Raw genomic sequence first — 21,581 nt, forward strand, 5'->3', positions numbered from 1 at the left:
GGCCGGACGTGTCCCTACGCTACGCCGAAACCTTTGACGGCGAGGGAGTGCACACGTGGGTGACCTGCTGGGCGTGGCTGTGCTGGGTGCGGGACACATGGGGGCCGACCACATACGGCGCCTGGACCAGGTGGTGAGCGGGGCCAGGGTCGCCGCGGTGGCCGATCCCGACACCGCCCGCGCGAAGGCGGCGGCGGCCGGGATCGCCGGGGTCTCGGTGCACGCGGAGGCGGAGGCCGCCCTCGGCGCGCCCGGCGTGGACGCCGTACTGATCGCCTCGCCCGGCCCGGCGCACGAGGAGGCGCTGCTCGCGGCCTTCGCGCGCGGGCTGCCGGTGCTGTGCGAGAAGCCCATGGTGCCGGACTCCACCGGGGCGCTGCGGGTGGTGGAGGCGGAGGCTCGGCTCGGCAGGCGACTGGCGCAGATCGGGTTCATGCGGCGCTACGACAGCGAGTACCGGCGTCTGAAGGACCTGCTGGACAGCGGGCGCCTGGGACGGCCGCTGATGCTGCACTGCACGCACCGCAACGTCTCCTCCCCGCCGGACTTCACCAGCGCCATGCTGATCAACAGCTCGGTCTCGCACGAGATCGACGCGGCCCGCTGGCTGCTCGGGCAGGAGCTCACGGCCGTGACCGTGCTGCGCCCGGCCTCCTCGGCGGGCGCCCCCGAGGGGCTGCTCGACCCGCAGTTCGTGCTGTTCGAGACCGAGCGGGGTGCCCTGGTGGACGTGGAGGTCTTCGTCAACTGCGGCTTCGGCTACCAGGTCCGCTGCGAGGCCGTCTGCGAGTCGGGCAGCGCGCGGATCGGCGACGAGCACACGATGGTCGTCACCAGCGGGGGCAGCGCCCGCGAGGACGTCGCACAGGACTACGTCGTACGGTTCGCCGACGCCTACGACCGCGAGGTGCAGGCCTGGGTGGACGCCACGCGGCGCGGCGAGGTCACCGGTCCCGGCGTCTGGGACGGCTATGCCGCGTCCGTCGTCGCCGAGGCCGGGGTGCGGGCGCTGGAGAGCGGGGGCAGGGTCGCCGTCGACCTCGCCCCGCGCCCGGCCCCGTAGGCGGCCGGCCGGGCCACGGGCGGTCACACGCCGCCGAAGAGGGCGCTGAGCCCGCGCTCGACCACCGCTTCGACGTCCTCCTGCCCGGCCGCGACCACGGCGTAGCTGCGCAGCAGGAACCGGCGCAGCGCGGGCGTGCCGAACTGCAACAGGGCGACGCCGTAGGGCGAGTGGAACTCCAGGACCGTACGCCCCCGCCCGCACGGCCATATCTGTACGTCCCCGCATCCGGCCGGCGCCCCCAGCCCCTCGTCCAGCAGGGAGCGGGCGAAGGTCCAGGTGGCGCCTTCCCCGTCGAGCGTCGCCTCGGGCGGGAAGTCGATGAACACGGCGAGCGGATCCTCGGTCGTGTACCGGAGGGTGGCGGTCACGGGGACCTCGTGGTCCCCGGCGGTGATCAGGCGGACGAGGGCGGGCTGCGTGAAGGTGAAGTCCATGCCTTTAGGACCTCGCGGGGGCCGTTCGCATTACGCGAAACCGCGACCGATTCCGTGTGACCTGCGTCACTTCCCAGAGAGGGGCGGGAAGATTTCCGCCATGTCGCCACGGGGTCCGACGGGCCGCCGCGACCGGCGGCTCCGCCGCCCATCACCGTCCTTCCGGGTCACCCCCGCTTAGACGCACCCCGCCGGCATCCGTCACGGTTGGCCGGGTCCGATCCACATCGACGCGGCACCATGGAACACAGGAGCGTCGAACACTCGCCTGAGCGCTACACAGAGAGCTTCCCCGGTCGATCAAGTCACGTACGCGGTCTACGACTTGCCCCACCGGCCGCCTACGTCATAAAGGCCTGCCGACCACGCGTTGGAGACTCTGGCATATGCCAGAAGCACCACCGTATCGTGTGTTGCCAAATCCCTTACAGGGCGTCGCTCGCTGTGCAACAGTCGTAACGGTCCTTCCGCCACCCCTGGCCGTACCGTCCCCGCATCGGAGTGCGTCATGCCGTCCCATCTCTCCGCGGACCACCCCGCCGCCCAGCCACCAGGCCGAGGCTCGGTCGATGCGTTGATCTCGCAGGCCCGGCGGCTCAAGGGCGACGTGAACGCGGCACGACGGGACACACAGGGGGAAGGCTCCGACCCGCAGGAGCGGTGGCAGCGCGCCCTGTACGACCTCGCGCTGCACCAACTGAGCGACCTGGACGAGCACTTGGCGCAGCTTCGGGACGGCCCGGCACCCGCGCCCCCCGCCCCGGACGTGGTCACGCCCGCCGGTCACCCCGGCGCCGCCGGCGGCGCCCCGAGCGGCTCGCTGCTGAGCCGGGTCGGCAGCGCGGAGTGGAACCTGCTGACGGACGAGGCGAGTTGGTCCGGCGAGCTGTACCGGATCCTCGGCCTCGAACCGGCCGCACCCGCGCTCACCCTGGACGAACTGCCGTCGTTGGTCCTCGACGAGGACCGTCCGAAGCTGACGGCGATGGTGACGGACTGCCTCGTCGACGGCAGACCGATCGACGGGGAGTTCCGTGTCGTGCGGCCGGACGGATCCGTCCGCACCGTGCACATGATGGGCGAGCCCGTGCTCGACTCCGACGGCAGCACCGCCTCGATGTGGGCCGTGCTGCGGGACGTCAGTGAACTGCGCCGCCACCGGCGGACGGTGCGCGAGACCTGTGACTCGTTGCAGCGCCACCAGCAGCAGGCACAGACCGAGCACCGGCTCGCGGCCGAGCTCCAGGAAGCCGTGCTGCCGCCGTGGCGCGGCCCCCTGCGGCTTCCGCGCCGGGGACCACGGACGCTGGACCTGGCGGCCCACTACCTGCCGTCCGCGACGAGCTCGCCGATCGGCGGCGACTGGTACGACGCGCTCGAACTGCCGGACGGCGAAACGCTGCTCAGCGTCGGAGACCTCACCGGGCACGGCGTCGCCGTCACCTCGGGCATGGCGATGCTGCTGGGCGCCCTGCGGGGCATGGCGATGGCGGGCACCCAGCCCGGCCGGCTGATGGCATGGCTCAACCAGTTACTGGACGCCACCGTGCAACCGGCCCTCGGCAGCGCCGCCTGCTGCCGCTACCGGCCCGCCACCCGCACGCTGGTATGGGCGCAGGCAGGTCACCCCGCCCCGCTGCTGTACCGCGACGGGACGGGGCGCACACTGCGCGCACCGGACGGCGTCCTGCTCGGCGCCACCACCGGAGCCACCTACGGGCAGGCCGAAGTGACCCTCGAACCCGGCGACCTGCTCCTGCTGCACACCGACGGACTGGTGCCGGGGCACGTGGGAACGGAAGCCGTGGACCGCCTCCTCGACCTGGCGCCGCGCCTGGGCACGGCGCGCACCGCGCAGGACTGCCTGCGCATGGTCGTGGAGGAATGCGGCGAGACCGAGCGTCAGGACAACGCCTGCGTGCTCATCGCCAAGGTGAGTGACTGAGAGAAGAACAGGCTAGGCCTGTGCGCTGTCGATGCCGCTGCCCTTGGTCTTGGGCAGCACGAGCCTGATCTCCTCCCGCAGCTCGTGGATCTTCGGATAGCTCGCGTACTCGGCGGTGAGCCGGTACATCTGGCGCAACCGGTCCCAGGTGCGGTGGGAGGAGTTCGAGCCCATCGACATCAGGGCCAGGCGCGCGTACCGGTCCGCCTGTTCGGGGTCGTCGGCGATGAAGCACGCCGAGGCCATGGACAGGAAGTCGAAGATCTTCGACCGCTGGCGTCCGTCGACCCTGAGGGCCAGGGCCTTCTCCGCGTAGTGCTGGGCGTGCGCGGCCGCGCTCGGGTCGTGCTCGGCCAGCGTGCGGTAGGCGAGAGCCTGCATGCCGTACAGGTCCTCCTCCTTGAACATCTGCATCCAGCTCGGTGGCGGCACGTCGCCCTTGTCGGAGACGAAGAGGTCCTCCGCCTGGCCGAGGGTGCGGCGCATCGCCTGGCCCTTGCCCATGGAGGCCTGTGCCCAGGCCTCGATGGTGTAGAGCATCGCCTTGGTGCGGGGCAGCACCTCGTCGCCCGAGCCGGACCGGGCGAGCTTCATCAGGTCGAGTGCGTCGTCGGGCCGGCCGAGGTGCACCATCTGGCGAGCCGCCCGGGAGAGCGCCTCCCCGGCACGCGGCCGGTCACCGCCCTCACGCGCGGCATGGGCGGCGATGACGAAGTACTTCTGGGCCGTAGGTTCCAGGCCGACGTCGTGGGACATCCATCCCGCGAGGACGGCGAGGTTGGCGGCGACGCCCCACAGGCGCCGCTGGAGATGGTCCGGGTGGCGGTAGGCGAGCATGCCGCCCACCTCGTTGAGCTGGCCGACCACCGCCTTGCGCTGGAGCCCGCCACCGCGGGCCGCGTCCCAGGCTCGGAACACCTCCACCGAGCGCTCCAGTTCCTCGATCTCCTGCGACCCGATGGGAGCGGCCTCGTAACGGTCGTACCCAGCGGGGTCGGCGTGCAGGGGGTCGTCGAGAACAGGGGCGTCGGCCTTCAGGGTCGGATCGGAGTGCAGCCAGTCGTGCATGGCGCTGCTGAGTGCGGATCCCGCGGCGAGCGCGGCGCCCGCGCCCACCAAGCCGCGTCGGTTGAGCATGAGGTCCATTCCCGTGAATTCGGTGAGGACCGCGGCGGTCCGTTCGGGCGCCCACGGCACGCCGTCGGGATGTTCCGCACTCCCGCCGCCAGGCCGTTTCCCCGTACGCCCGTGCCGTACCAGACCGAGGTCCTCGATGGTCACGACACGGCCGAGACGCTCGGTGAACAGGGACGCCAGCACCCGCGGCACCGGATCGCGCGGGATCTCTCCCGTGTCGATCCACCGCCGCACCCGGGAGGTGTCGGTCGACAGCTGGGGGTGGCCCATGGCCGCCGCCTGCTTGTTGACCAGCCTCGCGAGTTCGCCCTTGGACCAGCCGGCCAGGCCGAACAGGTCCGCGAGGCGGGTGTTGGGTTGTCCGCTCACGTCAAGCCCCCAGGTTCTCGGCTGAGTTGACAGTAGCCCTGCGGAGGTTGCCGGGCGACTATTCGCCACGGTTCGCCAGGGTGCGCCAGATGGTCTGCCACTGGGCAACGGGTGTCGAGTAGGAACGCGCCACCCCGACCCGGTTCGCCGCTTCATATGACGGGTGCATTCCCCAGGGTGCCTCCGGGCGTCCGGGCCGGGATGCGCGCAAGGACTCACCAAGGCAGGCACCGCAGGCACACGAAGGGATCTGTTCCGCCCATGTACGCAGCATCGTCCTCCGTGTCCGCCCCGCCCCGGCCGCTGCGTCCCCGCCCGGCGGGCAGCGGCCCCTATCTGGACCCCGGGGCGCGTCCGGGGCCACCCGTGCTCGGCGCGGGCCGGCCGCGGCGCGCCGGGGGCCCGGGCACCCAACCGCTCAGCGGGAGACTCGACTTGTCCGGCCCACAGGGCGCGCAGTTGCGCACCGCGATCGCCTCGGTGCACCGGATCTGCCCGGAGTTCGCTCCGGTGCAGGTGCTGCGCCGCAGCGGACGGTCCGTGCTCCTCGTCGGGACGACGGGGCGCAGCACGGCAGTAGCCAAGTGTCTTCTGGACCACTCCCCCGCCTGGGCGGAGCGGACCAGGCACGAAATAGCCGCATACCGCTCGTTCGTCCGGCACCGGCCGCCGATCCGGGTGCCGAGACTGATCGCGGCGGATCCGGACAACTGCACCCTGGTCATCGAGCGGATGCCGGGCCGGGTGGCGGCGCTCCAGCGGCACCCGACGGAGGCCCCGCCCCGGGCGGACATCCGGGCGGCCCTGGCCGCGATCTGCCGGCTGAACACCTGGCGCCCCCCGGCGGACACGTTCGACAAGCCCCTGGAATACGCGGCCCGTATCTCCCGGTACCACGAGCTGGGCTTGCTCACCGACCGGGACCTGGGCGACCTCCAGAAACTGCTGCACGACATCGCACACGCGGTGGGACGCCAGGGCATGTGGCAGTTCTGCCACGGCGACGCGCTGCTGTCGAACTTCCTCCTGTCACCAGCCGGTCCAGTGCTGGTGGACTGGGAGCACGCGGGCTGGTATCTGCCGGGCTACGACCTGGCGGTGCTGTGGTCGGTCCTCGGGGACGCGCCGGTGGCCCGGCGGCAGATCAGCCAGATCGCCCAGGCGGCGGGTCCGGCCTCTCGGGACGCCTTCCTGGTGAACCTGATGCTCGTCCTGACGCGTGAGATCCGTACGTATGAGACGGCCGTGCAGCGCTCGATGCACGAAACTACCCCGGCGGCGCCGGGCGTGGCCCACCCGGGCGCTGCGCCGTCCGGCGAGGAACAGCGGCTGCTGCTCAGGCGGCTGCACGACGACTGCCAGCTCGCCCGCAGGGCGGTACGAGCGGCCGTCGGCACTCGCTGACGGGGACACGAGGTCCGCGGTGCGCCAAGAGCGGCGGCGCACCGCGGACCTTCGTGCACCTCCAGTTCCCTGGGCCCGCAGTGGTGTACTCCACTGACGCCCCGCAGGCCCGCGCGCATGCGCCGCGAAACTCCCACATCCCCCGTGTGACATGGGGAATCTCCTTCCTCCAGGCATGATTGACGGATCGTCGGCCAGCCGGTACCACTGACCCACCGTTCGGCCCCGCACGCCCCGTCACGCTCGCCCGTCCCTGGAGGCTGCATTGCGAGGATCCGCCACCGACCCGACGCCCGCACCCGGAAGCAGACGCAGGCGCGCGACGGGGGTCGCCGTCGCCTCCGCCGCTCTCCTGTTCCCGCTGCTGGGCGCGGCCCCTTCCCAGAGCGCCACCGAGTCCTCCACCGGCCGGCTGCAACATGCCTTCGCCTCCGCCGCCGCCGAGTACCACGTGCCGCAGAGCGTTCTGCTGGCCGTCTCCTATCTCCAGTCCCGCTGGGACACGCACGCCGGAGCGCCGAGCGTCACCGGCGGCTACGGCCCGATGCACCTCACCGACGCGCGCACCGCGCTCGCCACGCTGCCGCACCACAGCGAGGGCACCGAGGACGCCCGCGGCGACACCGCCCGCGCGGCCCTGCACCCGACCGCGCGGATCCCGGCGGGCTCCGCGCTGCCCGCCCGTCTGAAGACGCTGCCGAAGGCGGCCGAGCTGACCGGGATCCCCGCCGCGGAGCTGCGCACCGACCCGGAGGCCAACGTGGCCGGCGGCGCCGCCCTGCTGGCCGCCGCCCAGAAGGACCTGGGCGAGCCGCTGAGCGCGGACCCGGCCGAGTGGTACGGCGCGGTGGCCCGCTTCTCCGGCGCGGACGACACGGCGACGGCGGCGGCGTACGCGAACGACGTGTACGACGTGCTGCGCACCGGCGAGGAGCGCAGCACGGACGCCGGGCAGCTGGTCGCGCTGGCCGCCCAGCCGCGGATCGGCGCGGACACCGCCCAGCTGCGGCGGACCGGTCTGCGCACGGTCTCCGACGACGGCACGGAGTGCCCGAGGAAGGTGTCCTGCGAGTGGATCCCGGCGCCGTACGCCGAATTCGGGGACAACGACTACGGCAACCACGACCTGGGCGACCGCCCGGCGTCGCAGAGCATCAAGTACATCGTCGTCCATGACACCGAGGGCACCTGGGAGGGGGTCCTCAACCTGGTCCAGGACCCCACCTACGTGTCCTGGAACTACACGATCCGCTCCACCGACGGTCTGATCGCCCAGCATGTGAAGGCGAAGGACGTGGCCTGGCACGCGGGCAACTGGTACGTCAACGCCAAGTCGGTCGGCATCGAGCACGAGGGCTACCTCGCCGCGCCGGACGCCTGGTACACGGAGGCGATGTACCGGTCCTCGGCCCGGCTGGTGAAGTACCTGGCGAAGCGGTACGGCATCCCCCTGGACCGGCAGCACGTCCTCGGCCACGACAACGTTCCGGGTCCGACCACGTCCACCATCCCCAACATGCACACCGACCCGGGCCCGTACTGGGACTGGCGGCACTACTTCGAGCTGCTGGGCCGTCCCTTCCACCGCACCGCGGGCAAGAAGGGCGGGCTGGTGACGATCCGGCCGGACTACGCGGCGAACCAGCCGGTGTACACGGGCTGCGTGACCAAGGGCGAGCCGTGCGCGGCGCACGGCTCCAGCGAGGTGCGGCTGTACTCCGACCACGACGAGAACTCGGCCCTGATCAAGGACGTCGGTCTGGGCACGGACCCGACCACCGGGGTGAACGACCTGTCCTCGCGGGTGTCCACCGGCCAGCAGTTCGCGGTGGCCGACCGCTGGGGCGACTGGACGGCGATCTGGTACCTGGGCCAGAAGGCCTGGCTCCGCAACCCGAGGCACGAGCCGACGGCGGTGAACGCCTCCGGCCTGGTCGTCACGCCGAAGGACGGTGCGACCGCCGTGCCGGTGTACGGCCGCGCCTACCCGGAGAAGGAGGCGTATCCGGCGGGGGTGCCGGTGCAGTCGGTGTCACCGCTGCCGTACACGCTGCCCGCGGGGCAGCGGTACGTGGTCGGTGACGCGGTGCCGGGCGAGTACTTCTACGCGGTCACCTTCACCACCGACTCGCACCGGGTCGTGGCCGGCGAGGACCTGTACTACGAGATCCAGTTCGGCCACCGGGTGGCGTTCGTGCGCGCCGCCGACGTCGAGGTGGAGCCGTCCGCCCGATAGCCGGTTCCCGGGGTGTCAGCCCTGCTGGAAAAGCTCCGCCGGGAGCGGCTTCAGCAGGGCGTACAGGTCGTCCGTGATGGGCCGGTCCCAGGCGGCGATGGTGACCAGGACGCCGTCGCTGCGGTCGAACTGCACGCAGGAGATCCGGCTCTCGGAGAGCTTCAGCCGGCGCACGATCAGGAGGTTGTCGCCCTGGAGCACCGGCATGTCCTCGGTGTCGGTGACCGTCACCTCCTCGTCGTTCTCCAGCGCCAGCAGCAGCTGGGCGACCTCGAAGGGGATCTCACCCTCGGCGACCTCGCGGGCCGGTGAGCCCTCCGGCAGGTTGCCGATGATCATGGCGGGGCCTCGGCCGCCGAACAGGTCGTAGCGCAGGAAGACGCCCTGGCAGCTGCCGTCGGGGGCGGGCAGCAGTCCGGCGCCCAGATTGCCGGGCCAGTCACCCGGGTCCATGGCCAGTACGTCGAAGTCGGGCCCGGCGGGAGTGGCACTGCGGCGGCGGAGGAACGACATGCGGCCATGGTACGTGCCCGGACGCGTTCGGCGCCGTGTGGGCGGCGTCTCTTCCTGCCCCGGCAGGCCGACGGCGACCGCGCTGGCCACCGTCGCGGTCGCCCCTCGGTCGTGACCCGGGTCGTGGCCTAGGTGAGGTCGAACTCTCCCTCCCTCGCCCCCGACACGAAGGCGCCCCACTCGGCGGGGGTGAAGATCAGGGAAGGGCTCTGTGGGCTGCCGCTGTTCCGCATCGCGATGAATCCCTCGACAAAGGCGATCTGGACATCTCCCAGGCCTCGGCTGCTGGACTGCCATTCGGCGTTGCTGAGGTCCAGCTCCGGCTTGTCCCAGCCCCTGAGCGGCTTCTGCTGGGTGGTGCTCTCGGCCACGTCCGTGCTCCTCCCGGTTCGTCGTCCGCGGCCAGCCTAGCGATCGGTTCCGACCGCCGACAGGCCACATGAGCGGGACTTTCAGGAGTCGGGCGGTTCGGAGCCGACGAGCCACATGGAGAAGAACTGCGATCCGCCGCCGTAGGCGTGCCCGAGCACTTTCCGGGCCCGCTCCACCTGGTGTTCGCCGGCCAGTCCGCGTACCTGGAGGGCGGCCTCCGCGAAACGGATCATGCCGGAGGCGCCGATGGGATTGGTGGACAGCACACCGCCCGACATGTTGACGGGCAGGTCCCCGTCGAGTTCCGTCACGCCGGACTCGGTCAGTTTCCAGCCCTCGCCCTCGTCGGCGAAGCCCAGGTTCTCCAGCCACATGGGCTCGTACCAGGAGAACGGCACGTACATCTCGACGGCGTCGATGTCCCGGCGCGGGTCGGCGATGCCCGCCTGCCGGTAGACGTCGGCCGCGCAGTCCTTGCCGGCCTGGGGGGAGACGAAGTCCTTCCCGGCGAACAGGGTGGGCTCGCTGCGCATGGCGCCGCCGAGCATCCAGGCGGGGGACCGGGGCGCGCGGGCCGCGCCGGCCCGGTCGGTGAGGACCATCGCGCAGGCGCCGTCGGAGGACGGGCAGGTCTCGGAGTAGCGGATCGGGTCCCACAGCATCGGAGAGGCCTGGACCTTCGCCAGGGTGATGTCGTGCTCGTGGAGGTGGGCCAAGGGGTTCTTCAGCGCGTTGCGCCGGTCCTTGTAGGCGACCAGGGAGCCGACGGTGTCGGGGGCTCCGCTGCGCCGCATGTAGGCGCGTACGTGCGGGGCGAAGAAGCCGCCCGCGCCGGCCAGCAGCGGCTGCTGGAAGGGGATGGGCAGGGACAGTCCCCACATGGCGTTCGACTCGGACTGCTTCTCGAAGGCGAGGGTGAGCACGGTGCCGTGCACCCGGGAGGCTACGAGGTTCGCGGCGACGAGGGCGGTCGATCCGCCGACGGAACCGGCCGTGTGCACCCGCAGCATCGGCTTGCCGACCGCACCGAGCGCGTCGGCGAGGTACAGCTCGGGCATCATGACGCCCTCGAAGAAGTCGGGTGCCTTGCCGATGACGACGGCGTCGATGTCGGCCCATGTCAACTCGGCGTCGTCCAGCGCCCTGCGCGCCGCCTCCCGGACGAGTCCGGCGATCGACACGTCCCGGCGGGCCGCCACGTGCTTGGTCTGGCCGATCCCGGTGACGGCCACGGGCTCCTTGCTCATCGGGGATCCCCCTCGAGTACGGCGACCAGGTTCTGTTGCAGGCACGGGCCGGACGTGGCGTGCGCGAGCGCCCGGTCACTGGCGCCGCGGTGGATGCGGGCGGCGGCCTCACCGATGCGGATGAGCCCGGCGGCCATGATCGGGTGGGCCGCGAGGGCTCCTCCGGAGGGGTTGACGCACACGCTGTCGTCCAGCCGCAGCGCCTTGCGCAGCACGACCTCCTGCGAGCTGAACGGCGCGTGCAACTCCGCGGTGTCGACGGGCCGTTCGAAGGCGCCGGCCTTTTCGGCGGCCAGTCGGGCGGACGGCGAGTCGGTCAGGTCGCGGACGCCGAGGCCGTGTGCCTCGATGCGGTGGTCGATGCCCCGGATCCAGGCGGGCCGCGCGCACAGCTCGCGGGCCCGGTCCCCGGCCGCCAGGATCACGGCGGCCGCGCCGTCGCCGATGGGCGGGCAGTCGCCGGTGCGCAGGGGCCGTACGAGGTACTCGCCCTGCGGCACCGGGCCCCGCAGCTGGGCGTGGGCGTTACCGGTGGCGTCGGCCCGGTTGCGGGCCCCGATCGCGGCGAGCGCGGGCTCGTCGGTCTCCCCCGCGTCGATGAGCGCCTGTGCCTGGAGCGCGGCCAGGGCGACGGAGTCGGGCCACAGCGGGGCGACGTAGTACGGGTCGAGCTGCCGGGTGAGTACGTCGCGCACCGAGCCGGGCGAGGACTTGCCGTACGAGTAGACGAGCGCGGTGTCGGCGTCCCCGGTGAGCAGTTTGGTCCAGGCCTCGTACAGCGCCCACGCGCCGTCCATCTCTACGTGCGACTCGGAGATCGGCGGCCAGGCGCCCACGCCGTCGAGGGCGAGGGTGAAGGAGAAGGCGCGGCCGGCGAGGTAGTCGCTGGAGCCGGAGCAGGTGAAGCCGATGTCGGCGGTCTTCAGGCCGGTCTGGTCGAGCACGTCGTGCAGCACCGGCATGAGCATCTCCACCTCGGAGAGCTCGTCGCTGGTGCGCCGGTGGCAGGTCTGCGCGAAGGCGACGACCGCGATGTCCCGCGTCATACCAGCTCCTTGTAGGTCTCGTAGTCCGCGTCGGGTTCGCCGGTGGGCCGGTAGTGGTCGGGGTAGCGGGCGCCCTCGGTCCACACCGGCTCCACGCGCAGGCCCATCCGCACCTGGTCGTAGGGGATGCCGCCGATACGGGCGTGCAGGGCGAGGTCGGCGCCGTCGAGGGCGATGTGCGCGTAGACGTAGGGCACTTCGATGTCGAGATTCGCCGTATGCGCGGCCTTGATGTTGACGATGCAGAAGGTGGTGACCGTGCCGCGCGGACCGACCTCGACCTGTTCGGACGTGGCGACCCCGCAGGTGGGGCAGGCTCCCCTGGGCGGGACGTACACCTTGCGGCAGGAGGGGCAGCGCTCGCCGAAGGTCCGCCGCCCGGACAGCGCGTGGATGTAGGCGGACTGGGCGCGTCCGGGCGAGTAGGTGTAGTCGAGGCGGGCGGGGGCGACGATGCCGGTGACCGGTTCCTCGAACTCCCCCGCGTGAACGGTGATTTCGGTGTCGTCACCGTCGTACGGCTCGAAGCAGGCGATGTCGGTGATGGCGCCGGAGCGCTCCTCGGCCCAGCGGATCCGGACCCGCATGCCGGTGTGCACGGCGTCGGGGCCGGGGGCGTCGAGGGCGTGCAGCAGGGCGGTGTCGGCGCCGTCTAGGCGGACCAGGACCCAGGCGAAGGGTGTGGTGAGGGGCTGGCCGCGGCGGGGTTCGTGATTCCAGGCCCAGGTGGTGACCGTGCCGGTGGAGGCCACGTGGACGAGGTCGCGGATCTCCTCGGCGGTCACGGGGTCGTATTCGACGGGCGGGACGAGGGTACGGCCGTCGGCGGTCTTCACTCCGAGGACGACGCCTTCGCGCAGGCCGGTCAGGAAGGCGCTCTGGACGGGTCCGAGGGAACGGGTGAAGGGGAACTCGACGACGAGGGGGGCTTTGAGGACTTCGGGCATCGGGGCTGCCTCCTTGGGAGGTCGGCGGTGAGGGGGCGCCCCGTAAGGGGCGCGGGACGGTGACATGTGCGGCTCCGCCGCATGGGCGCGACCAGCCCGCGGCGGCCCGCAGCCTTGCGAACGGCGTCTGCCGACCCGCTCACCCAGCGGAGCGTCACGCACGCTTGTAGACGGGGGGCCGTTTCTCCGCGAAGGCGCGGGCGCCCTCCTTGGCGTCGGCGGTGTCGAAGACGGGCCAGCCGCGCTTGAGTTCGGCGGCCAGGCCGTCGGTCTCGGTCATCTCGGCGGTCTCGTACACCGATGCCTTGACGGCCTCGACGGCGAGCGGGCCGCAGGCGTTGATCCGTTCGGCGATCTCCAGGGCCTTGCCGAGCGCGGTGCCGTCGGGGACGACGTGGCCGACGAGTCCGATGTCCGCGGCCTCGCGGGCGGTGTACGGCCGTCCGGTGAGCAGCATCTCCAGGGCGTGGGTGCGCGGGATCTGGCGTTGCAGCCGGACCGTGGAGCCGCCGATCGGGAACAGCCCGCGCCTGACCTCGAACAGGCCGAAGGTCGCGGACTCGCCCGCGACCCTGATGTCGGTGCCCTGAAGGATCTCCGTGCCGCCCGCGACACAGTGGCCCTCGACGGCGGCGATCACCGGCTTGCGCGGGCGGTGGTGCCGCAGCATCGCCTTCCAGTGCAGGTCGGGGTCGGCCTTGAGCCGGTCCCGGTGGTGCTGCCCGACCATGCCCTTGCCGGCCAGCGCCTTGAGGTCCATCCCGGCGCAGAAGGCGCCGCCGGCTCCGGTGAGCACGATGGAGCGGACCGCGTCGTCCTCGTCGGCCTCGAGCCAGCCGTCGTACAGGCCGACGAGCATCGGCAACGAGAGCGCGTTCTTGGCCTCGGGCCGGTTGAGCGTGAGCACCAGTGTGCCGCCTTCGCGCCGCACGGTGAGGTGTTCGGTTCCACCCATCGCCCATCTCCCCTCTGACAGAACGAGAACAGGTTGCAGTAGTGGACGGGGCACTTCAAGGGTTTCTGACAGGTAGTCAGATTTCCGCGCCGGAACCCTTCACAGTTGCGGTGCCCTTTGCTCTGATGACCGGCGAACCGACAGATGCCAGGTACGACTGCCCGGGGTCAGGAGGAGCGGTGGAGTACAACCTTGCCGACCTGTTCGAGTCGGTCGTCGACGTGGTTCCGGACCGCGAGGCGCTCATCTACGTGGACCACCCCGGCACGGGTGCCGAGCACCGTCTGACCTACGCGGAACTGGACGCCGCCGCCAACCGCATCGCCCACCATCTGATCGGCAGCGGGATACGACCCGATGAGCATCTGGGTCTGCATCTGTACAACGGCGTCGAGTACCTCCAGACGGTACTGGGCTGCCTCAAGGCCAGGATCGTGCCGGTCAACGTCAACTACCGCTATGTCGAGGAGGAATTGGTCTACCTCTACCGGGACGCCGACCTGGTCGCGCTGGTCTTCGACGCGGAGTTCGGCGACCGGGTGGCGGCGGCGCGACCACGTGCGCCCAAGCTGCGGCATCTGCTGAGCGTGGGAGGATCGGCGGAGGTGCCCGGCGCTGTCCCGTTCCCCGAGGCCGAGGCCGCCGGTTCGCCCGAGCGGGGCTTTCCGGCCCGGTCGGGCGACGATCAGTTCATCATCTACACCGGCGGGACGACCGGCATGCCCAAGGGCGTGATGTGGCGTCAGGAGGACCTCTTCTTCTCCGGGCTGGGCGGCGGGGCACCGACCGGTGATCCGGTGCAGAAGCCGGAGGAACTGGCCGAGCGGGTCGCCGCGGGCGGCTCGGGGATCACCTTCTTCCCCACTCCCCCGCTGATGCACGGCACCTCCACCCTCACCGCTTTCATCGGCTTCAACTTCGGGCAACGGGTCGTCATCCACCGCAAGTTCGCCCCCGAGCAGGTGCTGCGGACGGTCGAGAAGGAGCGGGTCACCAGCATGTCCCTGGTCGGCGACGCGATGCTGCGCCCGCTGATCGACGCGCTGAACGGACCCATGAAGGGCACCGACTGCTCCTCCGTGTTCAGCGTCTCTTCCTCGGGCGCGATCATGTCGGAGACGGTGCGCCGGCAGTTCCGGGAGCTGGTCCCGAACGCCATGCTGCTGAACAACTTCGGCTCCTCCGAATCCGGGTTCAACGGAACGGCGACGGAGGACTCCGGTCCCGAGCGCGGTTTCCGTATCCGCGTCAACTCCCGTACGCGGGTGGTGGATCCGGCCACCCACGAGCCGGTCGCGCCCGGAGAGATCGGCCGCGTCGCGCAGTGCGGGCACGTACCGCTCGGCTACTACAACGACCCGAGGAAAACCGCCGAGACCTTCTTCGAGAAGGACGGCCTGCGCTGGGTGCTGCTCGGCGACATGGCCACCGTCGACGAGGAGGGCGTCGTCACCGTCCTCGGGCGCGGCTCCCAGTGCATCAACACCGGCGGCGAGAAGGTCTATCCGGAGGAGGTCGAGCAGGCACTCAAGTCGCACCCGGACGTGTACGACGCCCTGGTGGCCGGGGTGCCGGACGCCACCTGGGGCAACCACGTCGCGGCGGTGGTGCAGTTGCGCGAGGGCGCTGCCCGGCCGTCCCTGGCCGACATCCAGGTGCACTGCCGTACCCATCTGGCCGGCTACAAGATCCCGCGCCAGCTGGTGATCATGGACTCGATCCAGCGGTCGCCGAGCGGGAAGGCCGACTACCGGTGGGCGCGGGAGGTGGCGGTGGCGGCGGACCGGTAGCCGTCGGCGGTTCCATCCGGGTGATCGTGGCGGCGTACCCTGTGCGCGGTCGGCCTCCGCCTTTGAACCAAAGGTGACGGCCGGTCGTACGGGGGGTGACGGAACAGCCTCCGTCGCACCAGGACCGGGTTACGCACGGAAGGACCTTCGGGTGTCGCACCTCACGCCCCCTCGCCAACTGCCGGACGCCGACGCGGGTCCGGGCCCCGACGCGACGGCGACGGACGGGACCCGGGGGGACTCCGAGACAGCCGAACAGACCGGGGCGAACGCGGGCCCCGGCACGGAAGCGCGGGCGGAGGAGGCGGCCGGCGACGAAGAGCGCAGCGAGACTGCCGTCGAAGCCACCGGCTCGCACCCCGCCGCCGACGAGGACGAACGCACCCCCGATGCCGCCGACCCGCACCCCACCGGGGCCGATTCCCGGGAGGAAGACGAACCCGCCGCGAACGGCGCCTCCGCCGCCCGCCCCGGCTGGTTCGGCCGGCGCCCTCGTCACCCCCGGGCCGCACGTGTCGTGCGGGTGGGCACGACTGTCCTGGCCGGTGCGCTGGTGCTCACCGTGCTCCTCGTGCCCAACCGCCTCGACTGGATCACTGTCCAGTCGTTCCTCCGCCTCCCGGTCGAGGCGATCTTCCTCGCGGCCGTCCTGCTCGCACTGCCGTCGAAGGCACGGCGGATCACGGCCGGAGTCCTGGGGGTGTTGCTCGGGCTGTCCGCCATCCTGAAGTGCCTCGACATGGGCTTCCGCCAGACCCTGGCCCGGCCGTTCGACCTGGTCTTCGACTGGGTTCTGCTGAACGACGCGGCGGACTTCCTCAAAGACTCGCTCGGCCGCTCGGGCGAGGTGCTCGCGGTGGTCGGTGTGATCGTCCTGGTCGTCGCGGTGCTCGTGGTGAGCGCGCTCGCGATGGTGCGGCTGGCGAACGTGCTGGCCCGGCACCGCCCCGTGGCCGTACGCACCACGCTGGTCCTGGGCGTCGTGTGGATCATCTGTTTCACCCTGGGCGTGCAGTTCGGCGGTGTCACCTTCGCCACCAAGGGTTACGCCCAGTACCTCGCCAACCGTGTGCAGTACGTCCGCGACGGCCTCGGGGACGCCGAGGTCTTCAAGAAGCAGCTCCCCGTCGACGCCTTCGCCGACACCCCGTCCGACCAGCTGCTGACCGGGCTGCGCGGCAAGGACGTCATGTTCACCTTCATCGAGAGCTACGGCCGCGTGGCCATCGACGATCCGGCGATGGCACCGGAGGTCGACGCGACGCTCGAAGAGGGCGACGCGAGGCTCAAGGCGGCGGGCTTCGCGGCGCGCAGCGGCTGGCTCAGGTCGCCCGTGACGGGCGCCGGCAGCTGGCTCGCCCACTCGACGTTCCTGTCCGGCCTGTGGGTCAAGAACCAGCAGCGGTACCGGACCCTGACCACCAGTGACCGTGCAACCCTCACCAGCTACTTCCAGAAGAGCGGCGCCTGGCGAACCGTCGGCATCGTCCCGGGCGTCCGGAAGCCCTGGCCCGAGGGCAAGTACTTCGGCCTCGACCACATATACGACTCGACGCATCTCGGCTATCAGGGCCCGTACTTCAGCTGGACGCCGGTGCCGGACCAGTTCAGCCTGGAGGCCTTCCAGAAGCTGGAGCACGGCAAGAAGAACCGCGACCCGATCATGGCGGAGATCATCCTCGCCTCCAGCCACAACCCCTGGTCCCCCGTCGCCCACATGATCGACTGGAAGGACCTCGGGGACGGTTCGGTCTTCTACAAGATCAAGAAAGAGGGCACGAACCCCACGGAGGTCTGGAAGAGCGCCAAGCGTGTGCGGACCGAGTACCGCAAGGCCATCCAGTACTCCCTGGACAGCCTGACCCAGTGGGTCCAGCGCTACGGCGACGACAACACCGTCCTCGTCTTCCTCGGCGACCACCAGCCCGTCCCGACGGTCACGGGGGGCAGCACCAGCAGGGACGTACCTGTCACCGTCGTCGCCCGCGACCCGAAGGTGCTGGACCGCATCTCCGACTGGGGCTGGACGGAGGGGCTCAAGCCCGCGGCCGACGCGCCGGAATGGGCGATGAACAAGTTCCGGGACCGCTTCATGACGGCGTACGGCCCGACCGGGGGCTGAGCGGGGTTTCGCCGCCGTCGAGGAAGCCGGCGACCCGGCGTACGAACCACTCCGGGTCGTCCAGCCAGGGATAGTGCCCGGCGCCGGGCTGCACCACGCACTCGGCGTTCGGAAAGGCCTCGGCGGTACGGCGGGCCAGGGCGGGGCACGGGCCGCCGTCCAGTTCGCCGGCGAGGACGAGGACCGGGGCGGTCAGGGCGGTGAGCGCGGCGCGGGTCGCGTCCGGGGCGAAGGCTCCGTCGGCGAAGTAGACCTCGCCCGCCGCCTCGTTGGTCTGCTCCTCGGTCGCCGCGTCGTGGTCACGCGCGGCCTCGTCCCACCGCCCGTAGAAGAAGGGCACGCACGCGAGGTCGAACCCGCCCTCCCCTGTCAGCCAGGTCTCCAGCGCCGGGAGCGCCTTCTCGAACCACGGCTCGTCCGCGCGGGCCCGGCCCGCGGCCAGACGCTCCTCGGCGGTGGCCCGCATGCCGAGGGCCGACGGGTTGGGGGTGATCAGTGCGAGCCGCCGCACGCGTGCCGGATGCCGGGCCGCGTACAGCATCGCCAGGCTGCCGGCCGCCGAGTGCGCGAGCAGATCCATGCGCTCCAGCCCCAGGTGGGCGCGCAACTCCTCCACATCGTCGACCAAGTGGTCGCACCGGTGGGTCGCCGGATCCGCCGGCACCGCGGAGTCGCCGGTGCCCCGCAGATCCAGCAGGACGAGCCTGCGGTGGGCGGTCAGTCCGCCCAGGTCGCCGAGATAGCCGGAGGCGCGCATCGGCCCGCCCGGCAGGACGACGAGGGGTTCGCCCTCGCCTCGGACGTGGTAGGCGAGCTCGGTCCCGTCGGGCGCGGTGAAGGTCGGCATGGCGCCGATCATGGGGTGCGGCACGGACAGCCGCAACGGAGTTCTCCCACAGCGCGATGACCCGGTACGTCGGCGGCGGACCTCAGGAGTGGTTCCGGCCGTAGTCCCCCGCGTCCACGCTGCACGCGCCGCGTCCGGGAAATCGCGGCCGGGCCTCTTGCCCGGGCCGGGACGGACTGCGTTAACTGATCCCGAGCGGATCGACCGAACGATCGGTCGACAGGACGGGTGCGGTCGGCGAGGGAGAGGTACCCATGGCGGAGACAAGGGACCTGCTCGACGCGGGAGAGCGGCTCGACGTCGAGGCGTTGCGGGCGCTGCAACTGGAGCGGCTCCAGTCGTCCCTCCGGCACGCCTATGCCCACGTGCCCTTCTACCGGGAGTCCTTCGACAAGGCCGGGCTCCGCCCGGAGGACTGCCGCTCGCTGTCCGACCTGGCCCGTTTCCCCTTCACCACCAAGGCCGACCTGCGGGAGAACTACCCGTACGGGATGTTCGCCGTGCCGCGCGAGCGGATCCGCCGTATCCATGCCTCCAGCGGCACCACCGGACGACCGACGGTGGTCGGCTACACGGAGAACGACCTGTCCATGTGGGCCGACATGGTGGCCCGCTCCCTGCGGGCGGCGGGCGGGCGGCCCGGCGACACGGTTCATGTGGCGTACGGGTACGGACTTTTCACGGGCGGTCTGGGCGCCCACTACGGTGCCGAGCGCCTGGGCTGTACGGTCGTCCCGGCGTCCGGTGGCATGACGGCCCGCCAGGTCCAGCTGATCCAGGACCTGCGGCCCGGGATCATCATGGTCACGCCCTCGTACATGCTCACTCTGCTCGACGAGTTCGAACGGCAGGGCGTGGACCCGCGCTCCACGTCCCTGCGGGTCGGTGTGTTCGGCGCCGAGCCCTGGACCGAGGAGATGCGGCGCGAGATCCAGGAGCGGTTCGCGATCGACGCCGTCGACATATACGGGCTCTCCGAGGTGATCGGTCCCGGGGTGGCCCAGGAGTGCGTGGAGACCAAGGACGGCCTGCACATCTGGGAGGACCACTTCTTCCCCGAGGTCGTGGACCCGATCACGGGCGAGGTGCTGCCGGAGGGTGAGGAGGGCGAGCTGGTCTTCACCTCGCTGACCAAGGAGGCGATGCCGGTGATCCGGTACCGCACCCGTGACCTGACCCGGCTCCTGCCGGGCACGGCCCGGGTGTTCCGGCGGATGCGGAAGGTCACCGGCCGCAGCGACGACATGGTGATCCTGCGCGGGGTGAACCTGTTCCCGACGCAGATCGAGGAGATCGTCCTGCGCACCCCGGCCGTCGCCCCGCACTTCCAGCTGCGCCTCACCCGCGAGGGCCGCCTGGACGCCCTCACCGTGCGGGCCGAGGCCCGTCCCGGCGCCGGCCCCGAGGCCCGGGACGCGGCGGCCCGGGACATCGCGGCGGCCGTGAAGGACGGCATCGGCGTGTCCGTCGCCGTCGAGATCGTCGAGCCGGAGTCGCTGGAGCGCTCGGTGGGCAAGATCCGCCGCATCGTGGACCTCCGGCCTCGCTAGGGCCTGGTGCCCCGCACTAGACGGCGGGTTCGAGCACGACCGGCAGCTCCGCGAGGCCGCGGAAGGCGGGGAAGGGCACCTCCAGCCATCGTGCCTGCCCGGCGGGGTCGGCCGGAGTCATCCTCGGGAACCGGTCGAACAGGCCGGTGAGGGCGAGCTGCGTCTCCAGCCGGGCCAGCGGGGCTCCCAGGCAGTAGTGGTTGCCGTGCCCGAACCCCAGATGGGCGTCCTGCGCGTTCCCCGGCCGCATCACGTCGAACTCGTCCGGGGCGTCGAACTTGCGCGGGTCGCGGTTGGCGGAACTGAGCGCGATCTGGACCAGGGCACCCTTGGGGATCCGCGTCCCGGCGAACTCCACGTCCTCGGTCGCGTAGCGGAACGTCGCGCTCTCCACGGAGCCGTCGTAGCGCACCAGTTCCTCGACCGCCGCCCGGATCAGCTCCGGGTCCTCGCGCACGGCGCGGAGCTGCGCGGGATGGGACAGGAAGTGGTGGACGGCATTGCCGATGAGGTAAGCGGTCGTCTTGTGACCCGCGAACATCAGCAGGAATGCCGTGGAGACCAGTTCGTTCTCCGAGAGCCCGCCGTCGTTGTCCCGGACCGCGGTGAGCGCGCTCAGCAGGTCGTCACCCGGCCGGCGGCGCTTGGCCGCGATGAGGTCCGTGAAGTACGCGTGCAGGTCCTCCTCCGCCTTCTGCTGGGCCCGCTTGGCCTCCTCGCCGAAGCCGGTCTGCGCCACCGTGGTGGACAGGTGCTGCATCCGCGACCGCTCCTGCGGCGGCACGCCGAGCAGGTCGCAGATCACGATGATGGGCAGCGGGAACGCGAACGCGGGCAGCAGGTCGAAGGCCTCCCGGGCCGGGCACTCGTCGAGCAGGCTCCCGACGATGTCCTCGATCCGAGGCCGCAGCGCCTGCACGCGGCGTGGAGTGAACGCGGAGTTGACCAGCCTGCGCAGCCGGGTGTGCTTGGGCGCGTCGGAGTTGAGCATGTTGTCGTCCAGCGCGACGGACGAGTCACCGAAGATCCTCCGGTAGGCGTCCATCGCCCCGTACATGTCCTTGCTCAGCCGCGGATCCGCCAGGGCGGCCCGCGCGTCCTCGTACCGCGTGATCAGGTACGTCTCGTTGCCGTGCGGCGGTCTCATGGGGCAGACCGGCGCCGCTTCCCGGAGATGGGCGTAGACCGTGTGGGGATCCCGCCGGAACTCCGGGGTGCACCGCTCGACCGCGGTGACGGCTTCTCGCGTGGTGGTCACGGACGGCTCCTCAGGTCGAAGAGGGCCTCGGCGTTGCCGCCGAGGATGAGCTGCTGGGAAGCCTTGTCGAGCGGCAGCTTCTCGATCATGCGGATGGAGTCCTCCAGCGGCGCCGCCATCGGCGGTGAGTCGGTGCCGAACAGCATCCGCTTCGGCCCCAGCACCTCCGCGTTCAGGCTCAGGTGCGCCGGGCTGAACGGGCTCGTGTCGACGTACATGCGCTGGAGCGCCGCGGCCGGGTCGGCCGCCGGCGCCTCGGCGGCCGGAGGGGCGGAGGCCGGAGGGGCGGAGGCCGCCCGGGGCCGGCCGGAGGGCGGCGCGCCCCCGGCCCAGTGCCGGGGGC

At 71.5% G+C, this 21,581-nt stretch carries 18 protein-coding genes; 7 read left to right on the plus strand and 11 right to left on the minus strand.

All coding sequences use genetic code 11. From position 1 onward, the window contains the following. The first annotated feature begins 55 nt into the window (after positions 1-55). A complete protein-coding gene (locus tag ACWGJM_RS26775) occupies positions 56-1,063 on the plus strand; it encodes a Gfo/Idh/MocA family protein (RefSeq protein ID WP_453414253.1) in 1,008 nt (335 codons plus the stop codon). Positions 1,064-1,086: 23 nt separating this feature from the next. Here ACWGJM_RS26775 and ACWGJM_RS26780 read toward each other — a convergent pair whose 3' ends face one another. Further along, on the minus strand, positions 1,087-1,500 hold the full coding sequence (locus ACWGJM_RS26780) for an SsgA family sporulation/cell division regulator (protein ID WP_453414254.1): 414 nt from the start codon (positions 1,498-1,500) through the stop codon (positions 1,087-1,089). Positions 1,501-2,008: 508 nt separating this feature from the next. Here ACWGJM_RS26780 and ACWGJM_RS26785 point away from each other — a divergent pair. Continuing rightward, positions 2,009-3,445 carry a PP2C family protein-serine/threonine phosphatase gene (locus ACWGJM_RS26785; protein WP_453414255.1) on the plus strand — a complete coding sequence of 479 codons (1,437 nt, stop codon included), beginning with the start codon at positions 2,009-2,011 and terminating at the stop codon, positions 3,443-3,445. Between the two features lie 12 nt (positions 3,446-3,457). On the opposite strand, the gene ACWGJM_RS26790 is transcribed toward ACWGJM_RS26785, so the two are convergent. After that, positions 3,458-4,951, minus strand: a complete 1,494-nt coding sequence (locus tag ACWGJM_RS26790) for a DNA-binding protein NsdB (protein WP_453414256.1) — start codon at positions 4,949-4,951, stop codon at positions 3,458-3,460. Between the two features lie 261 nt (positions 4,952-5,212). On the opposite strand from ACWGJM_RS26790, the gene ACWGJM_RS26795 reads away from it, so the two are divergent. Further along, positions 5,213-6,355, plus strand: coding sequence for an aminoglycoside phosphotransferase family protein (locus tag ACWGJM_RS26795; RefSeq protein ID WP_453414257.1), 1,143 nt, complete (start codon positions 5,213-5,215; stop codon positions 6,353-6,355). A 265-nt stretch (positions 6,356-6,620) separates the two neighbouring features. Further along, the gene (locus ACWGJM_RS26800; protein ID WP_453414258.1) at positions 6,621-8,591 is read left to right on the plus strand and encodes an N-acetylmuramoyl-L-alanine amidase; all 1,971 of its coding nucleotides are present in this window, start codon (positions 6,621-6,623) and stop codon (positions 8,589-8,591) included. A gap of 15 nt (positions 8,592-8,606) precedes the next feature. Here the strand turns inward: ACWGJM_RS26800 and ACWGJM_RS26805 are convergent, their stop codons facing one another. The 6 genes from ACWGJM_RS26805 to ACWGJM_RS26830 all read right to left on the minus strand — a co-directional run bounded on the left by ACWGJM_RS26805 (position 8,607) and on the right by ACWGJM_RS26830 (position 13,671). Continuing rightward, on the minus strand, positions 8,607-9,104 hold the full coding sequence (locus ACWGJM_RS26805; protein ID WP_453414259.1) for a hypothetical protein: 498 nt from the start codon (positions 9,102-9,104) through the stop codon (positions 8,607-8,609). Positions 9,105-9,232: 128 nt separating this feature from the next. Further along, a complete protein-coding gene (locus ACWGJM_RS26810; RefSeq protein ID WP_453414260.1) occupies positions 9,233-9,475 on the minus strand; it encodes a DUF397 domain-containing protein in 243 nt (80 codons plus the stop codon). Positions 9,476-9,556: 81 nt separating this feature from the next. Next, complete coding sequence (locus tag ACWGJM_RS26815) at positions 9,557-10,723, minus strand: thiolase domain-containing protein (protein WP_453414261.1); 1,167 nt, start codon at positions 10,721-10,723, stop codon at positions 9,557-9,559. Beyond that, positions 10,720-11,769, minus strand: coding sequence for a thiolase domain-containing protein (locus tag ACWGJM_RS26820; protein ID WP_453414262.1), 1,050 nt, complete (start codon positions 11,767-11,769; stop codon positions 10,720-10,722). Before ACWGJM_RS26820 ends, ACWGJM_RS26815 begins: the two co-directional genes overlap by 4 nt. After that, positions 11,766-12,716, minus strand: a complete 951-nt coding sequence (locus ACWGJM_RS26825) for a Zn-ribbon domain-containing OB-fold protein (protein WP_453414263.1) — start codon at positions 12,714-12,716, stop codon at positions 11,766-11,768. Before ACWGJM_RS26825 ends, ACWGJM_RS26820 begins: the two co-directional genes overlap by 4 nt. Positions 12,717-12,870: 154 nt before the next feature. Continuing rightward, the gene (locus ACWGJM_RS26830; RefSeq protein WP_453414264.1) at positions 12,871-13,671 is read right to left on the minus strand and encodes a crotonase/enoyl-CoA hydratase family protein; all 801 of its coding nucleotides are present in this window, start codon (positions 13,669-13,671) and stop codon (positions 12,871-12,873) included. A gap of 179 nt (positions 13,672-13,850) precedes the next feature. Here ACWGJM_RS26830 and ACWGJM_RS26835 point away from each other — a divergent pair, with 179 nt between their 5' ends. After that, positions 13,851-15,461, plus strand: coding sequence for an acyl-CoA synthetase (locus ACWGJM_RS26835; protein ID WP_453414265.1), 1,611 nt, complete (start codon positions 13,851-13,853; stop codon positions 15,459-15,461). 151 nt (positions 15,462-15,612) lie between these two features. Further along, a complete protein-coding gene (locus ACWGJM_RS26840; protein ID WP_453414266.1) occupies positions 15,613-17,583 on the plus strand; it encodes a sulfatase in 1,971 nt (656 codons plus the stop codon). Here ACWGJM_RS26840 and ACWGJM_RS26845 read toward each other — a convergent pair. Beyond that, on the minus strand, positions 17,552-18,430 hold the full coding sequence (locus tag ACWGJM_RS26845) for an alpha/beta fold hydrolase (RefSeq protein ID WP_453414267.1): 879 nt from the start codon (positions 18,428-18,430) through the stop codon (positions 17,552-17,554). The two genes, ACWGJM_RS26840 and ACWGJM_RS26845, sit on opposite strands and share 32 nt — an antisense overlap. Positions 18,431-18,684: 254 nt before the next feature. On the opposite strand from ACWGJM_RS26845, the gene paaK reads away from it, so the two are divergent. Beyond that, the gene (gene paaK, locus ACWGJM_RS26850; protein ID WP_453414268.1) at positions 18,685-19,980 is read left to right on the plus strand and encodes a phenylacetate--CoA ligase PaaK; all 1,296 of its coding nucleotides are present in this window, start codon (positions 18,685-18,687) and stop codon (positions 19,978-19,980) included. 16 nt (positions 19,981-19,996) lie between these two features. On the opposite strand, the gene ACWGJM_RS26855 is transcribed toward paaK, so the two are convergent. After that, complete coding sequence (locus ACWGJM_RS26855) at positions 19,997-21,238, minus strand: cytochrome P450 family protein (protein WP_453414269.1); 1,242 nt, start codon at positions 21,236-21,238, stop codon at positions 19,997-19,999. Then, a partial coding sequence (locus tag ACWGJM_RS26860; protein ID WP_453414270.1) for an amidohydrolase family protein occupies positions 21,235-21,581 on the minus strand: 347 nt, incomplete at its 5' end. The genes ACWGJM_RS26860 and ACWGJM_RS26855, both read right to left, overlap by 4 nt.

This window comes from Streptomyces sp. NPDC054834 (assembly GCF_053611185.1).

What these genes read in the sequence shown, in the direction of transcription:
- ACWGJM_RS26830 (WP_453414264.1), bottom strand. Translation starts at nt 13,671, where the DNA reads ATGGGTGGAACCGAACACCTCACCGTGCGGCGCGAAGGCGGCACACTG.
- ACWGJM_RS26845 (WP_453414267.1), bottom strand. Translation starts at nt 18,430, where the DNA reads ATGCCGACCTTCACCGCGCCCGACGGGACCGAGCTCGCCTACCACGTC.
- ACWGJM_RS26785 (WP_453414255.1), top strand. Translation starts at nt 2,009, where the DNA reads ATGCCGTCCCATCTCTCCGCGGACCACCCCGCCGCCCAGCCACCAGGC.
- ACWGJM_RS26815 (WP_453414261.1), bottom strand. Translation starts at nt 10,723, where the DNA reads ATGAGCAAGGAGCCCGTGGCCGTCACCGGGATCGGCCAGACCAAGCAC.
- ACWGJM_RS26780 (WP_453414254.1), bottom strand. Translation starts at nt 1,500, where the DNA reads ATGGACTTCACCTTCACGCAGCCCGCCCTCGTCCGCCTGATCACCGCC.
- ACWGJM_RS26825 (WP_453414263.1), bottom strand. Translation starts at nt 12,716, where the DNA reads ATGCCCGAAGTCCTCAAAGCCCCCCTCGTCGTCGAGTTCCCCTTCACC.
- ACWGJM_RS26805 (WP_453414259.1), bottom strand. Translation starts at nt 9,104, where the DNA reads ATGTCGTTCCTCCGCCGCCGCAGTGCCACTCCCGCCGGGCCCGACTTC.
- paaK (WP_453414268.1), top strand. Translation starts at nt 18,685, where the DNA reads ATGGCGGAGACAAGGGACCTGCTCGACGCGGGAGAGCGGCTCGACGTC.
- ACWGJM_RS26795 (WP_453414257.1), top strand. Translation starts at nt 5,213, where the DNA reads ATGTACGCAGCATCGTCCTCCGTGTCCGCCCCGCCCCGGCCGCTGCGT.
- ACWGJM_RS26820 (WP_453414262.1), bottom strand. Translation starts at nt 11,769, where the DNA reads ATGACGCGGGACATCGCGGTCGTCGCCTTCGCGCAGACCTGCCACCGG.